We start from the raw sequence: 15362 nt of genomic DNA on the forward strand, positions 1-15362 counted from the left end.
CGTCAGATACCGCCGCCGCTGTCATATTGGTCTTCGGCAATGTCGCGCTCGTTCAGCCAGTGTTCCAGGGCATTTACCATCTCTTCAGCCGATTTGCCGAGCGTCTTCAGATGGATTTCCGGATCTTCCGGCGCCTCGTACGGAGAATCGACGCCGGTGAAGTTCTTAATCTCGCCATTCAGCGCGCGGGCATAGAGACCCTTCGGATCACGTCTGGCGCACTCCTCGAAAGGCGTGTCGACAAACACTTCGATGAACTCGCCGTCGGCCATCAGCTCGCGCGCCATGCGCCGCTCGGCGCTGAACGGCGAAATGAACGAGACAATGACAATCAACCCGGCATCAGCCATCAGCTTGGCGACTTCGGCCACCCGGCGGATATTCTCGACGCGATCGGCGTCGGTGAATCCGAGATCGCGGTTGAGACCATGGCGGACATTGTCACCATCCAGGATGTAGGTATGCCGGCCTGTGGCGAATAGCTTCTTCTCGAGAAGGTTGGCGATGGTCGACTTGCCGGAACCCGAAAGCCCGGTGAACCAGAACACGGCCGGCCGCTGGTTCTTCATGTCGGCGCGCACGCGCTTGCCGACATCGAGCGACTGCCAGTGGATGTTTTCGGCACGACGCAGCGAGTGCGCAATCATGCCGGCGCCAACGGTGGCGTTGCTGATGCGGTCGATCAGGATGAAGGCGCCGGTCGTGCGGTTCTCGGCGAAAGGATCAAAAGCGATCGGCGCCCGCGTCGAGATGTTGCAGATGCCGACTTCGTTCATTTCAAGCGACTTGGCCGCCTCATGGGCGAAGTCGTTGACATTGATGCGGTATTTCAGATCGGTGACGGTGGCGCTGGTCTGGTCGGTTTCGGTGCGCAGGATGTAGGAGCGGCCGGGCAGCAGCGCATGCTCGTCAAACCAGACGATGTTCGCGGCGAACTGGTCGGCGACCGCTGGCCGGGCGGCCGGCGAAACCAGCATGTTGCCGCGTGAGACCTCGACCTCGTCGTCAAGAACGAGCGTGATGGCCTGGCCGGCCACCGCTTGTTTGAGATCGCCACCATGAGCGACGATGCGCTTGACATGCGAGGACTTGCCGGATTTGGCGACGACGACCTCGTCGCCTTGCGCAATGGCGCCGGACGCGATCGTGCCGGCAAAGCCACGGAAATCGAGATTGGGACGATTGACGTACTGGACCGGAAAACGGAACGGCAGCTCGGCAGCAGCCTGTTCGACCGAAACGGTCTCGAGGTGCTCGATCAGCGTCGGGCCGGCATACCACTGCATGTTCTCGGAGCGGCTGCTGACATTGTCGCCATAGCGGGCCGACATCGGGATCGGCGCGATGGTCTGGAAGCCGAGATCGCGCGAGAACTGCCGGTAGTCTTCGACGATCCGGTCGAAGACTACCTGGTCGAAATCGACGAGATCGATCTTGTTGACGGCCAGCACGATGTGACGGATACCGAGCAGCGAGGCGATGATCGAATGGCGCCTGGTCTGGCGCAGCACCCCTTGGCGGGCATCGATCAGCACGATCGCAAGATCGGCGGTCGAGGCGCCTGTCGCCATATTGCGGGTGTATTGCTCGTGGCCGGGCGTGTCGGCGACGATGAACTTGCGCTTCGGCGTGGCAAAGAAGCGGTAGGCGACGTCGATGGTGATGCCTTGTTCGCGCTCGGCCTCGAGGCCGTCGACCAGCAGCGCGAAATCGATGTCATCGCCGGTCGTGCCGTGCTTGCGCGAATCGCGTTCGAGCGCGGCGAGCTGGTCCTCGAAAATCTGCTTGGTGTCGGACAATAGGCGTCCGATCAGCGTCGACTTGCCGTCATCGACCGAACCGCAGGTGAGGAAGCGCAGCAGCGACTTCTTCTCCTGCGCCGCCAGATAATCGCGAACGCCGTCGGTGGGGGCGAGGCTCTTGGCCATGATGTGGCGCATGGTCAGAAATACCCCTCGCGCTTCTTCTTTTCCATCGAGCCGGCCTCATCGCGGTCGATCAGGCGCCCCTGCCGTTCGGAGGTGCGCGCGGTCAGCATCTCGCCGACGATGGCTTCGAGCGTGTCCGCATCCGATTCGATGGCGCCTGTCAGCGGGTAGCAGCCTAGCGTGCGGAACCGCACCAGCCGATCCTGCACGACTTCGCCGGGGCGCAGTTTCATGCGCTCGTCATCCCGCAGGATCAGCATGCCGTCGCGTTCGACGACCGGCCGTTGCTTGGCGAAATAGAGCGGCACGATCGGGATGTTCTCCTGCAGGATGTACTGCCAGATATCGAGCTCGGTCCAGTTCGACAGCGGGAAGACGCGGATCGATTCACCCGACGCGATGCGGGTGTTGAATATCTTCCACATCTCAGGCCGCTGGTTCTTCGGATCCCAGACATGCTGGGCATTGCGGAAAGAGAATATGCGTTCCTTGGCGCGCGACTTCTCCTCGTCGCGGCGGGCGCCGCCAAAGGCGGCATCGAAACCATACTTGTCGAGCGCCTGGCGCAGCCCCACGGTCTTCATCACATGAGTGTGGGTGTTCGAACCGTGGTCGAACGGATTGATGTTGTCGCGTACGCCGTCTTCGTTGACATGGACCAAAAGGTCGAAGCCGAGCTTCTGCGCCATCTGATCGCGAAATGCGATCATTTCGCGAAATTTCCAGGTGGTGTCGACATGAAGAAACGGAAACGGGGGCTTGGCGGGATAGAACGCCTTCATTGCCAGATGCATCAGCACGGATGAATCCTTGCCAACGGAATAGAGCATGACCGGCTTGGCGAAGGCGGCCGCAACCTCGCGGAAGATGTGGATGGACTCGGCTTCAAGCCGCTGCAGATGCGTAAGCGCTATGGTCATGGACTGTGAGCGTTCTCTCGTGCCTCGCGACAGAAGACCTTGCGTCAAATCATCGAGCCTTTACGCCCGGTTCAAGCTTCGCTTCTGGGACAAAATGTTTTGTGCGGGCGTTCTAGCAGATCGGCGCACGGCAGAACAATGCAGGACGAGCCCGGCAGCGGTCCGTTCGAGAATGAATTTTCCATGGTTTCGCCAGAACCCAGAAATTTCTGTTCGCATGACCTGCAACCGGGAAAAAGCAGGAAAAATAAATGCCCGGGAGAACAGGACGACAAACGCTTCCAGGTGCCCTTTCCCAGTCGACGGCCGCTGGCAGCCGATTTTCGGTGACAACACGCCCCGACGCACTATCGAAAAGCCAGCCCAGCCGCTATACAACCTCGGAAGCGGGCAAGATGCATCACGAAGCATGGGCAAATTTCGAGGCGAGCACATTTGGTTCCACCAAACAGGATGTGCCGCATAAAGCTACTCGAGAATAGCGAGCCCGAAACTTGAACCGGCTTTCGTCTGCAAAACAGCAACTCACGCCTTCGCGGATCAATATCTACTTTTCCACTCTTTGCTTCTTTTTTCCACCGGTTCTGGGATCGGTGGTCAGCTTCGTGTTCAATGGCGGCGGTCTGTGGTCCGTCCTGTTGATCGCTTCCGGGAAAAGACGCTTCAATGTCGACCCGGCGATGATGGCGCTCACGATCGCGATCTATGCCTATTGCGCGGCCAATCTCGTCGCCTCGATTGCCAACAACGCGATCGTCAGGGATGCGACGCACCTGATCCCGCTCGTCACCTTCCTATTTTTCCCCCTCTCCTACTCGACCTGGAGCATCACCCAGAAAGCCACACTTGTCCGCATCATCGTGCTGAGCAGCATGGCGGCCTGTTTTGTCGCGCTGCTTCTGGCGGTCTTTCAGCAATATTGGCTGGGGACGAGGGCCGAGGGCGGAGCCGGCAATGCGATTGTGTTCGCCGAGGTCCTCTGCCTTGCAGTGATGGTTTGTGTGGCCGGTGCCCTGTCGGGCATGGAGAGACACAGGATCGCCCTCATCTGCGCAGCCCTTGGCGGGACGATCGCCATCATCTACTCCCAAACGCGGATTGTCTGGCTGGCTCTGCTGCTTGCCGGCATTGCCGTTCTACTGATCAACCAGCATAGGCTGACAGGGCGAAATCTCGTTCGGCTGCTGTTGCTGCTGGTTGCGGTCGTCATCGTTATCGCTGCTGTCGGCTTCCAGACGATATCGGGACGCGTCGAATTTCTGCGCTCCGACTGGGACGCGCTCGCCATCCATGGTGACCACACGACAGCCTTGGGATTACGCGTCGCTCTTTGGGACATCGGCCTGAAGGCGTTTCGTGCAATGCCATTATTCGGACATGGGGTGGGCGCCACCCAGCTCTTGATAAAGCAGGGCTTCCAGGATCAATTCGGGATGGATGCGGGCTTCAATCATTTCCACAACGGCTTGCTGACCGCCTTGGTGCAGGCAGGAATTCTTGGCGCGGTGACGCTGGCGGCGATCTTTGTCATTGCCGTCAGAAATGCCTCCCTGGTCTTGCGAAACAGCACCGATCCGATCGAGCGTTTTGGCGCTACAATGATTGTCATCGTGGTGATCACCTATCTCACTGCCGGGATGACAGGCATCCTGGTCGGTCATGACATTCTGGACTCGGTACTGATGATCTTCCTGGTGTCGGGTACATATCTTGCCTCCGGCCGCCAGGTTTCGGTGATGGAAGACCATGCACTGCCGGTCGTGACGGAGAACCGAGGGCTTTCGCAAGTGACGGAAGACCGCATCTTTCCGCCGGAAACGGAAGATCGGGCGCTTCCATCCACCACCCAATAGCCGCTCCGGGCAATGGCAATGAAGATCCTGGTTACAGGTGCGACAGGCTTCATCGGCCGCCAGATAGTCCATCGGCTTCGTAAGGCGGGCGCCGAGCTTCGCCTCGCATCCCGTCACCCGCAGACGCTTGGTCCGGGACATGACACGGTGCTGATGCCCGGATTCGATGCACCGGTGGCTGCCTTCCTGGCGCTTACCAGGGATGTTACGGATATCGTTCATTGCGCGGGCCTGAACAATGATGACGGCAACGCCACCGAAGCCGATTTCCTGGCGGTCAATGCGGAATTGAGCGCACGGCTGGCGCAAGCCGCCGCGACACAGGCAAGCGGACGCTTCATCCATCTGTCCTCCATCCGGGCCGTGATCGGCGCGCGTGTCAGTGCAACGATCGACGAGGACACGATGCCCGATCCGCAATGCGGCTATGGGCGCTCCAAGCGCGCAGCGGAGATCAGGGTGCTGGAGGCCTATGCGTCGCTTGGCCGTCGCGATGCCACCGTGCTGCGGCTGCCGCCGGTCCATGGAAGTGGCATGAAAGGAAACCTGGCGACGTTGATGCGCCTGGCCGATACGCCCCTGCCGCTGCCGACTGGCGCATTGACGGGAAACCGGTCGCTGCTGTCATCACAATCAGCGGCGGGCGCGGTGTCGCATCTCTTGACCCATTCGGGGCCGCTGCGCCCGATCTATGTTGGAAGCGATGGGCCGCCGGTTTCGGTCGCCGAGATCGTCTGCGCCTTTCGCAGCGGTTTCGGAAGGCCGAAACGCCTGATGGGCCTGCCGGGCGGGCCGATGCGGGCGGCCGCGATTGTGCTGGGCAAGCGGGCGTTCTGGGACAGCCTGACCGCGACACAGATATGCGACCCTTCCCTGCTCATGTCCGAAGGGTGGCTGCCGGAAACCGGCACGCTGGAACGGCTGGCGGAGATAGCGCGGCTCGGAAACGCTCAATCGCCTCCGTTCCGATAGAGCGTTCCAAACAGGATCCGAAGGTCGAGCCAAAACGATGCCGTCCTGAGATAGGCGGCATCCGTTTCGGCCAGTAGCCGCGGGGTCGACATGTCGATGCCCCTGATCTGGGCCATGCCGGTTATGCCCGGAAGCGCTGCCAAAACGCCCAGCCGCCTACGACTCTCGATCAGTTCCGTCTGCGTCGGCAGGCAGGGCCGCGGCCCGACCAGGCTCATTTCGCCCTTCAGAACATTCCAGAACTGCGGCAATTCATCGAGCTTAAACTTCCGCAAGATCTTTCCGACCGCGGTCACGGCATTCGCCGGCGCTTCGTGCGATGGCAAGGAAGGCGTTCCCTCGTACATCGTCCTCAACTTGTGGCAGCGGAAAAGCGCGCCGTCGCGACCGACCCGCGTTTGCGAAAAAATCGCCGGACCGGGCGACGAGGCTCGAACGGCAAGGACGCAGAGCAACAGAACAGGAGACGTCATCACCAACAGCAGGGTCGTGGCGACGAGATCGAAGGCTCGCTTCAATTCCTTCACGGCCATCCCCTGATCACTAGAGCAATTCCAGGAAAAGTGTGAAACGGTTTTCCCCTTTGGAATTGCTCTGACGACGCCGACGGCTGGATCGATATCCAGGCAAAATCTCGCCATTCAACCGTCAGCTGCAACGTCTCTAACCTGCTTGCCCGACTATCCTCGAGCCAATTTCCCGCAGCGTGTCGGGCGCAGGCGTTTCCGGCCGGTGGAGTTCCGCCAACACGGCAAGGGCGGAAGCCTTATCCTGATTCTTCATTGCCACCTGCAGTGCAGCCAGCGCGGCCTGAACCGTCGGCCACGCCACGATATCGGTCCTGAGACCGAAGATTTTGGCGATGTCGAGCGTGATGATCTCTTCATTGGCACCCTGAAGCGTCTCATGAAGCTTCTCACCGGGCCTGATGCCGGTGAATCGGATCGGGATATCCACATAGGGCGTCTTGCCGGCCATGCGGATCATGGTTTCCGCGACTTCGAGAATCGGCACGGGTTTACCCATGTCCAGCATGTAGATGGCGTAGTCCTCCTTGCCGTTGCGCCACTGTGCGTCGGCGGCCGACATGATGACGAGGTCGACAGCTTCCGCCACAGTCATGAAATACCGCGTCATGCGTCGATCGGTAATCGTGACCGGACCGCCGGCTTCAATCTGCGCCTGGAAGATAGTCGCCACCGAACCATTGGAACCAAACACGTTGCCGAACCGCACTGCTATGAACTTGGTGCCAGAACGGCGCCCGTCCGGCTCGATTGCATGGCTTTCGTGCAGGGAACTGACGAGCTGCTCGGCCGCTCTCTTTGTGATGCCAAGCACCGAGCTCGGATCCACGGCCTTGTCGCTCGAGATGAGCAGGAACTGCGGAACACCGCATTTGGCGGCGACCTCGGCGCAGACAAGCGTGCCGAAAACATTGGTCTGAATGGCCGATTCCCAGTTTTCCTCGAGCAGAGGAACGTGTTTGAGCGCCGCGGCGTGAAAGATGATGTCCGGTTTGAATTCCGTGACGACACGGGTCATCTGGCGCCGGTCCGCGACATCGACAATGCGGACCTTGAGACGATCCAGGTCCTTCTCGTCGACATACTGGCTCAACTGGAAGATGCCGAACTCGGAATTGTCGGCGACCAGCACCGCCCCTGCCCCCAGCTCCAACGACCGCTTGACCAATGTGCGGCCGATGGACCCGGCGCCTCCGGTCACCAGGACGCGCTTGCCGCCGACGAAGGCACCGATGCGTTCGATATCGGAGGGTACGGTTGGGCGGCGCAGGATGGTTTCCATCTCGACCTCGTCGAGAACGATCTTCCCCTCCTGCCCCACCTGCGAAAGCCCCGAGAACTGCACGACGGCTATGCCGCCATGCCGGGCGACACGAACAAGCTCGGAATATTCCTCGATCTCGTGCTCGGCGCCGCTGCCGAAAATGACCAGGTCGATGCTCTTGGTGCCGGCGGCGAAGTCCTCCAGGACATCGATCAGGCGCGGCCGGGACGCCACCACGGGAACGCCTTGAATCCGTGTGCCCAACGGTGCGCCGCGCTCGGTCGCCATGATGCCGGCGATGGAATAGTCGGCCGGGTCTGCCGTGCGTGTGAAGCGAATGATCAGGTCGGCCTCGCCAAGCCGACCGACGAACAGCGCCCGCTTGGCCTGCGCTTTGTCGGTCTTCTTGGTGAGGATGCCCCAACTCGCGCCGTCACGAAGAAAGCGGTAGAACAGCCGAGGCGCCGATATGATGGTGAAGGAAACGAGGAAGAAGACGATGAACTGGCGCTCGTTGAGGCCCTGCACCGGCTGGAAGATACGAGACAGCAGCGAAATGGCATAAAGCACGACCGTCAGAATCGCGCAGCTCTTCAGGATGTTGAAAAAATCCGGGGTCGAGGCAAAGCGCCAGATCGTGGTGTAGAGACCACAATACCTGAACAGCAGGTGGCTTATGAGAACGATCCCGACCCAGGTGAGCAGGCCCTCATAGGAGAATGCATCGAAGGAGAGGTTTGACCGTGAGAGGACGAGGCTGAGCGCCACCGCGATCAGGACCATGACGAGGTCCTGGATCATTATCACGGCGCGCCTCATCTTCGGCCGGAGTCCGAATGCGGCTTCTACATGGGATGTCATCGGGCAGTACTGAACTCCGGGCGTGAGAACTTCAACACCAATGCGGCGCCAGATCGAATACCATCCGTCACCAGCCACCTGTTCTTAGCGCCAAATCCTCGGCCCCCGCCGCCTCTATCGCATAGCGTGGACTCGAGGCCATCGCCAGAGGTTTTTTCACAGGCCGTTTGATTAGGACGAAGTGCGTCGACCAAGATAGCGCGCAACAGCAAGTGAAAATGTAGCTATCGCTTATAGATATGACCGGCGGCGCAGGTAAATGTGGAGACGGGCGGAAAGGTGAAGGGTTCACGCTGTTGCCACAGCTAGATCAGGCGATGCAAAATGGCGGCCGCTTGACGTCCTCTCTACAGCGCGACTCAGCCCTTTCGTTCATCGCCGCACATTTTTGAAGATCCCCAAGGAAAACGCTGGATGGCTGGCCGGGCGATTTTGCGGTTGACAGGGAAGCATACTGCAATATGACGGCCTTCCCTCTCACCAGCCAAAGCGAAGTGATGAAATTTGGATCGAGTGGCCTTCGAGGCTTGGCTTCGGAACTGGTCGGGAAACCGAGTGGACTTTACACCGAGGCTTTCGCCTGGCGCCTGGCTGCCGGCGGGATGCAGCCGAAGGCGATGGTTCTGGTCGGTCGCGACTTGCGCGACAGCAGTCCGGCCATCGCTTCCAATTGTATGGCAGCCCTGGCGGCAAGTGGCCTTCAACCGATCGATTGCGGCGCCATACCAACGCCAGCTTTGGCGCTGTATGGCCAGCAGCATGGCGCAGCGGCGCTTATGGTGACGGGTTCGCATATTCCCGCGGACCGCAACGGCATCAAATTCTACAGCCCGCATGGTGAAATCAGCAAGGCCGATGAAGCGGCCATCGCACACTATGCCGCTGAAAGGTCAGCTTCCTATTCCTTGCCGGCCTTGATGGAAACGGCTTTTCCAGCACACCATGATCAGGCGATCGCCGCCTATCGCGCACGCGCCGGGGACATATTGGAGCCTGGCTCCCTTTCCGGCATGAAGGTCGGTGTTTATCAGCACAGTTCGGTCGCGGCGGACCTGCTGGTCGAGATTCTTCAATCCTTCGGCGCCAGTGTGACGCCTGTCGGGAAATCCGATGCCTTCGTGCCGGTCGACACCGAAGCCGTGAACCCGGCCACACTTGCGAAATTCAAAGGCTGGGCCCGAGAATTCAACCTCGACGCCATCGTGTCGACGGACGCCGATGCCGACCGTCCGCTCATCGCCGACGAGAACGGCGATCTCTTTCGCGGCGACCTGATCGGCCTCGCCACGGCCCTGTTCTTGCGGGCGGATGTCGTCGTGACGCCGGTGACCTCCAATTCAGGCATTTCGAAAGCCTTCGGTTTCGAGGTCGTGAGAACGAGGGTCGGATCCCCCTTTGTCATCGAAGCCATGGAAGCGTCATACCAGGCCGGTCGCATCGTCGTTGGCTTCGAGGCCAATGGCGGCGTTCTCCTGGGGTCGGATTGTTCCCTGCACGGAAAGACATTGGCGGCTTTGCCGACGCGGGATTCCTTGCTCCCCATCCTCGCCGTCCTCGGCCTGGTCGCATCGACGGGAAACACGCTGTCGCATCAGCGCGAGCTTTGGAAGCTTCCGGCATGCGCGAGCGAGCGCCTGGAGAACTTCCCCGTGGAAACTTCGCGAGGCCTGATGCGCCGGCTCGCGGACCGGGATTCATTGCAGCAATTCCTGGCGCCTTTCGGGACGGTTGCCGAAGTCGATGAAACCGACGGCCTCAGGGCACGAATGCTGACCGGCGAGATCATCCATCTGCGGCCGTCCGGCAACGCGCCGGAACTCCGGTGCTACTCGGAGGCCGCGGACCATGACAGGGCAACAGCGGTCGTGGCGCTGACGCTTGAAAAGGCGCGGGCGATAGCATCCGAGGCCGTTTGACTGGCGCCCCACGGTCGACCAGGCGCGCCATTCGACGTTCAGATGCGGCCCAGGACAAATGCGAGATAGAGCCCCAGGGTCCCGGCAAAAGTCTGCCGATAGACACCGCTTGCCCGCAGCGCGCTCAGGCGCCGGAAAAGACCGCCCTGCCGACCGCTTGCGAACACATCGACACACGCCGCCGCCTCAGGGGTAAGGAGGTCGCGATTGACGGCCAGACCCGCAAGATTGAGATCGGTCCAGCCGGCAAACTCGCCCTTGAACAGCCGGCCAAGCCGCGAGACCCTCGCCTGCCACGATACATTGGCGCCGACCAGGTTCGAGGCGTGCTGCCGGTAGCGCACCAGCGGCCGCGGGTCGTAGCAGGCAACGCCGCCGGCACCGGTGACGATCAGATAGGCCCACCAGTCATGGCTGACGAAGTCTGACCGCGCGGAAGCCTTGGACAGCAGATCGCGCGCGGCGCGGTTGAGCAGGATGGTGTTGCCGCCACCAATGCTCTGCACGAGCGCGTTGCGGAAGGACGGCGGCCGCCGGAACAAGGGCGAGTGGCCGACAAGGCTTCCCGTTTCGGTCATGGTCGCGGTTCGCGAGCAGAACATCAGCGGGATTTCCGCGCCGAATGCCTGCATCCATCGGATAGCGCTTTCCAGCCTGTCCGGCTCCCAGACGTCGTCCTGGTCACTGAAGGCATAGCAGTCGGCATCGATGCGCCGGTCGAGAATCATCGAACGGAAATTGGCGGCGAACCCTCGCCGCGGCCCCTCCACCACTGTTATCAGGCCCTTTGTCCAGCGGGACTTCCAAGCCTCGATGATGGCGAGCGTGCCGTCGACGGAGCCATCGTCGGAGATCCAGAGATCGATGAGCGGATGGGACTGGGCAAGCAGGGATTGCAACTGCTCATCGACGAACGCCGCGCCGTCTTTCGTGCCCATGAGGATCGCTACGCGCAGGTCTGCCCTATCCACTGATGTCGAACACCTTATCTGAGATTTTCATGTGCGAGGCCTGTCCCGGTCATCAAGAACCGTGTCGGCTTGCTGCGCATGGCGATAACTTAATCGATAGCGCTCTGCGGCTTACAAATAGAACCGTTGTGATAAGGCGCTCATCCAAGAGGTCAGGCGCGAAGGTTTTTGTAGCATATAGGGTTCATGCCCGCGAGACGGCTCGCGTGCCGGTGTCTTTGTCGCGAAGACTAGTGGCCTCGTGGCGCGATCATCCCACGCGTCCAAGAGTCCGCCGAGGTCAAGAGCAACTCCGCCCTGCCGCCTTATTGTGGCAGCATATGCTTTCCCTGGTATGCCCGCCCCAATCAGTACAAGCCGACCGCCCTGAGGTGTATCTATCGTTTTTTGTACCCGCTCGTAACTGCCGGGGTAGATCGATTCGGTGCCATCATCATCAGTCCATCGGTCGCGATGGGCGGCCATATCCGGAATTCGAATATGTTGAACCTCGACGCCTAGCACCTGCCTTAATCGATCGGGCAGTGTGGGGGAGCAGTGGATAAGCGTCACCGACTTGGCAGAAACGATCAATCTTTCCCAGAAATGCTGCAGGGCAAGATCATAGGGAACCCAAGACGAGCAGAGCGATACACCATGCCGCATATTGGTGAGGCTCCAACGATGCAACCCAAATAGGCGTCGCACCGCGTGGTCTTCCAGAGACTTTTCAACCTCACGCAGTTTCAGGCTGCGACGAAATCGGTTGGTGAAATCAGGATCGGTCAGCTTGAGTTCGTATGCGGATGCGTCGGCAAGCCAGACGTCGTCCCGATTGCCGATCAGATCGGCAGTTGCCAGCGCCGCCCGCAATTGCCGCGCTAGCTGTATCAGCATGTCCGGATCGACGTCGGGCCCGAACATCCAGTGAAAATACTCATAATCTTTTTCCGTTGCGGTCTTGGGATCGTAAAGAAGTAACGCACCCTCGCTATCGCCCAAACGCACAAAGGAGAAACCTGTGCGGCGCTTGGCTGCCCGTAACAGCACTTGGCTGACCTCGTCGCTTCCCAGAAGTGGATCGCGCATGAAATTTAGTCCTGAACATTTTGCAGACTTAGCTGTGGCGAGAGGTCGAAAAAGCCCTTAGCCAGCAAATCATTCTCGGGAGCTACACGTATGACTAGTGCGTCCACCATCCGATGCATCAGATCCGAACTTTGCTCGCTGGTTCCATAGACAGCGCCGCCAACGAAATATGTGCCCGGAAGCAGCAAACAGTTGAATTCGAAGCAAACTTTCACGCACGATCCGCGAGTTGCAGCGGTTTTCAGCGACGCAACGTCCGCACTCATCGCACCTGCCACGGTTAGACCGCTAACGGTCCTAACTGCAAAGCCGAATGAGACATTGGTGGCATCTAGGTGGAAATCGACATAGTATTCCAACACATAACGTTTACCCAGCCGCAACACGTTTACCGCATCGCCGTAGACCGTGACTAAGCGAATGTCACGTATGCTTGCTCCCCGTTCCTCAAGCCTTACCGCAGACCGCGAAACGAGACTGGGATCATGGTAATCTGCCAGCCCATCGTCCTCTGATGCCGAGATGGCAGAAGGTTCGCACGCTGACGGCGGCTGCCTGATGGCTCCCTGCGTATCTTCGAAGCCTCCATCAAAAACGCTATCCGCTACTTGGACTTTCGTTGGAGCAGAACTCAACGCCAGAATCCCAGCACGGATCCCCGGTGCTGTCTCCACACTGGCGTTGACCAGTCGTTGGTAGTGACCCGTCACCGTCTTCGGTCGTCCTTCAAATATCTTCTCGCCGTTATCGATCAGTATGGCTCGTGTGCAGAGTTGCACGATAGTTTGGGCGCCGTGGCTGACGAACAGAATAGTCCCCCCCTTGTCCTTAATATCCTCAATGCGGGCGAAGCATTTGCGTTGGAATGCCTCATCCCCCACCGCAAGTGCCTCGTCCACCACCAGAATGTCTGGGTCGACATTGATGGCCGTAGCGAAGGCTAGGCGCACGTACATGCCCGACGAATAGGTTTTCACAGGCTGGTCGATGAAGGGGCCGATATCGGCGAAACGCGCGATGTCGTCGAAGCGCCACTCCATCTCCTTGCGCGGCACACCGAGGATAGCCGCGTTGAGGAAGACGTTTTCTCGTCCGGTAAATTCAGGATTGAATCCGGCGCCAAGCTCGAGCAGTGCGGCGATGCGACCGTTGACCTCGACCGCGCCGCTGGTTGGCTGCAATGTGCCGCATATGATCTGCAGCAACGTCGACTTTCCGGAACCATTCCGCCCGATGATGCCAACTGTCTCGCCCCTCCCGATCTCGAAGGAGACCCCCGACAGAGCGGCGAAGTCACGAAAATAGCGACGCGGCGGGCGGCCTATCAGCCGCTCCAGACGCGGCACGACCATCTGTTTGAACCGGTCTTCCGGCCGGTCGAACATTACATAATGTTTCGAGACATTGCGCACACTAACGGCGGCATTTGAGGCGCGAGCACCCAGCTTGTCAGAGGACATCGGCAAAGCCCCTGCGAGTCTTTTGGAAAAATTGATAACCGAGAAAGGCGATCGCAATTGCCACCAGCGAATAGAGGCCGAGTGCTGTCCAATCCGGTTGCATACCGAAAATCACCACATTGCGGAAACTCTCGACTGGAATTGCCAGCGGATTGAGGGAAAGCCAGGGTTGGAGCCAAGGCGGCAATGATGTCCTCTGGAAGAAAACTGGCGACAAAAACATTATCGCGGTCACCAACGGGGCGACGATCTGGCCCATATCCCGAAAATAGACTCCGATCGAAGCCAATATCCAGGCTATGCCGATTACCAGTACAATCAGCGGTACGAAGACCACTGGAGCCAACACCACCGTTGCGGGGATGCGGTCGAAGACGATGTAGGCAAAGACGAGCAGCACCAGCAAGCTGACAGCCGCATGAAACAACGCTGCGCCAGCTGAAACCACTGGCAGGATCTGGATCGGAAACACGATCTTCTTGACATAATTGGCGTTGCCAACGATCAAGCCGGGCGACAGCGAAATCACCTCCGCGAAGAATTGAAAGACAATCAGCCCGCAAAACAGAACAACCGCAAACTCTCCGGTCGAATGTGTCGCGCTCTGCTGTTCAGGCATCGTCCAACGCGACTTCATCACCACGCCGAACACGAAGGTATAGACAGCCAGCATAAATAGCGGATTGAGGAGCGACCAGAACAGGCCGAGCGCCGAGCCGCGATAGCGGCCGGCAATCTCACGGCTGATGAGCGAAAATATGAGGACGAACCTATTCGCCAAATCTGCCACCAACAAAACGGAACGGTATCTCGGACAATCGCCTCAACGTCGCCGTGCCAGAAAGCAAGCCGACGGGCCATTCACATGATCGCCTGCTACAAACGACTCTTCGACGCTGAAGCCTGCGCGGGAGAGCGTTTCGAGAATGCCATCCCGTGACATCCATACGGAAGTGTCATGAACGCCGCCGTTGAAAAGATCAGTGGTCTGAGCTCCCAAATAAGAGCGCCAATAATATTTGGCAGTGTACCCATTGTATTCGGCAGTAGTCACCCGACCCGAAAAAGGAACACGCCGCCGATCCCCCTGCGGCATGTACTCCTCGTCAAAAAAATGCGTCCATAGAAATATTGTCTCCGAGCGATTCGTCATATTCACTAATGCGCGAAGGGGATCGACAAAGTGATACAATATGCCGCTCGCAACGATAAGCTCAAACCTTTCGTCGGACTTATCAAGCCACTTCTCTACCTCACCATACTCGACATGAAGGTTCTTTAGATCAAGCACCTCCTTCGTGATAAGTGTTTTCAAGTAACAAAACGAGTTTCCCTCGATCGCGAGAAGACTTCCGACTCCAGCACGGATCAACGAATAGCTATGACCTCCCTCCAAGGGGCCTAACTCTACAGCGTTAACGCCAACGATCGATGCACCAAGTTTGGTCACCAGATAAGCAATTCGAGGATCTTCGAAGAGTGGCACGACGCCTCCGCTCGACAAGCCAGACTCCTTCGGAAATCCGGAAGTCCAGCGACCCGCAAAGACATCTATGGCAGCTTGCTTCGAGGGCAGCTCTGAAGAGTACCGTTCGTTCACCAGCACAATCTTTCTCCCTTTT

At 59.2% G+C, this 15362-nt stretch carries 12 protein-coding genes; 3 read left to right on the forward strand and 9 right to left on the reverse strand.

Going from position 1 to position 15362, the window contains the following annotated elements; all coding sequences use genetic code 11:
- Positions 1-2 precede the first annotated feature (2 nt).
- Positions 3-1940, reverse strand: a complete 1938-nt coding sequence (cysN, locus tag JT360_RS20105; RefSeq protein ID WP_214473492.1) for a sulfate adenylyltransferase subunit CysN — start codon at positions 1938-1940, stop codon at positions 3-5.
- Between the two features lie 2 nt (positions 1941-1942).
- Positions 1943-2848, reverse strand: a complete 906-nt coding sequence (gene cysD, locus JT360_RS20110) for a sulfate adenylyltransferase subunit CysD (protein ID WP_214473493.1) — start codon at positions 2846-2848, stop codon at positions 1943-1945.
- A 494-nt stretch (positions 2849-3342) separates the two neighbouring features.
- Here cysD and JT360_RS20115 point away from each other — a divergent pair, with 494 nt between their 5' ends.
- Positions 3343-4701, forward strand: a complete 1359-nt coding sequence (locus JT360_RS20115; RefSeq protein ID WP_214473494.1) for an O-antigen ligase family protein — start codon at positions 3343-3345, stop codon at positions 4699-4701.
- A gap of 18 nt (positions 4702-4719) precedes the next feature.
- Positions 4720-5673 carry an NAD-dependent epimerase/dehydratase family protein gene (locus tag JT360_RS20120; protein ID WP_214473495.1) on the forward strand — a complete coding sequence of 318 codons (954 nt, stop codon included), beginning with the start codon at positions 4720-4722 and terminating at the stop codon, positions 5671-5673.
- On the opposite strand, the gene JT360_RS20125 is transcribed toward JT360_RS20120, so the two are convergent.
- Together JT360_RS20125 and JT360_RS20130 are read right to left on the reverse strand one after the other, a co-directional pair.
- Positions 5652-6206, reverse strand: coding sequence for a sugar transferase (locus tag JT360_RS20125; RefSeq protein ID WP_214473496.1), 555 nt, complete (start codon positions 6204-6206; stop codon positions 5652-5654). The genes JT360_RS20120 and JT360_RS20125 overlap by 22 nt on opposite strands.
- Positions 6207-6336: 130 nt before the next feature.
- The gene (locus JT360_RS20130) at positions 6337-8325 is read right to left on the reverse strand and encodes a nucleoside-diphosphate sugar epimerase/dehydratase (protein WP_214473497.1); all 1989 of its coding nucleotides are present in this window, start codon (positions 8323-8325) and stop codon (positions 6337-6339) included.
- Between the two features lie 497 nt (positions 8326-8822).
- On the opposite strand from JT360_RS20130, the gene JT360_RS20135 reads away from it, so the two are divergent.
- Positions 8823-10241: a phosphomannomutase gene (locus tag JT360_RS20135; protein ID WP_214473579.1), complete on the forward strand. Its 1419-nt coding sequence runs from the start codon at positions 8823-8825 to the stop codon at positions 10239-10241.
- A 38-nt stretch (positions 10242-10279) separates the two neighbouring features.
- On the opposite strand, the gene JT360_RS20140 is transcribed toward JT360_RS20135, so the two are convergent.
- The 5 genes from JT360_RS20140 to JT360_RS20160 form a co-directional block, all read right to left on the reverse strand.
- Positions 10280-11212, reverse strand: coding sequence for a glycosyltransferase family 2 protein (locus JT360_RS20140; protein ID WP_214473498.1), 933 nt, complete (start codon positions 11210-11212; stop codon positions 10280-10282).
- A 111-nt stretch (positions 11213-11323) separates the two neighbouring features.
- Positions 11324-12280 (reverse strand): hypothetical protein, encoded by a 957-nt coding sequence (locus JT360_RS20145; RefSeq protein WP_214473499.1) that lies wholly within the window; start codon positions 12278-12280, stop codon positions 11324-11326.
- A 5-nt stretch (positions 12281-12285) separates the two neighbouring features.
- Positions 12286-13740, reverse strand: coding sequence for an ABC transporter ATP-binding protein (locus JT360_RS20150; protein WP_214473500.1), 1455 nt, complete (start codon positions 13738-13740; stop codon positions 12286-12288).
- Positions 13730-14530: an ABC transporter permease gene (locus tag JT360_RS20155; protein ID WP_502845479.1), complete on the reverse strand. Its 801-nt coding sequence runs from the start codon at positions 14528-14530 to the stop codon at positions 13730-13732. The genes JT360_RS20150 and JT360_RS20155 overlap by 11 nt, the downstream gene beginning before the upstream one ends.
- Positions 14531-14563: 33 nt before the next feature.
- Positions 14564-15346, reverse strand: a complete 783-nt coding sequence (locus tag JT360_RS20160; RefSeq protein WP_214473502.1) for a class I SAM-dependent methyltransferase — start codon at positions 15344-15346, stop codon at positions 14564-14566.
- Positions 15347-15362 lie beyond the last annotated feature (16 nt).

It is taken from the genome of Mesorhizobium sp. dw_380 (assembly GCF_018588885.1).
In the GTDB taxonomy this organism is placed as follows: Bacteria; Pseudomonadota; Alphaproteobacteria; order Rhizobiales; family Rhizobiaceae; genus Mesorhizobium.